Below are 423 nucleotides of genomic sequence, written 5' to 3'. Positions count from 1 at the left end.
CTCCTACCATTGTCCTACGGACAATCCACAGCTTCGGTAATATGTTTAGCCCCGGTACATTTTCGGCGCAGTGTCACTCGACTAGTGAGCTATTACGCACTCTTTAAATGATGGCTGCTTCTAAGCCAACATCCTAGTTGTCTGGGCAACGCCACATCCTTTTCCACTTAACATATATTTTGGGACCTTAGCTGGTGGTCTGGGCTGTTTCCCTTTCGAACACGGACCTTATCACCCATGTTCTGACTCCCAAGTTAAATTGATTGGCATTCGGAGTTTGTCTGAATTCGGTAACCCGAGAAGGGCCCCTCGTCCAAACAGTGCTCTACCTCCAATAATCATCACTTGAGGCTAGCCCTAAAGCTATTTCGGAGAGAACCAGCTATCTCCAGGTTCGATTGGAATTTCTCCGCTACCCTCAGT

The 423-nt window shown here is 47.8% G+C and carries 1 rRNA gene; it reads right to left on the bottom strand.

The features are described from left to right. A 23S ribosomal RNA gene (locus EN964_RS37170) occupies positions 1-423 on the bottom strand; the annotation flags it as partial.

It is taken from the genome of Mesorhizobium sp. M7A.F.Ca.CA.001.10.2.1 (assembly GCF_003998575.1).
Taxonomy (GTDB): domain Bacteria; phylum Pseudomonadota; class Alphaproteobacteria; order Rhizobiales; family Rhizobiaceae; genus Mesorhizobium.
Note: the sequence above shows the minus strand (reverse complement) of the source record. Positions and strands in the feature narration are given on the sequence as shown.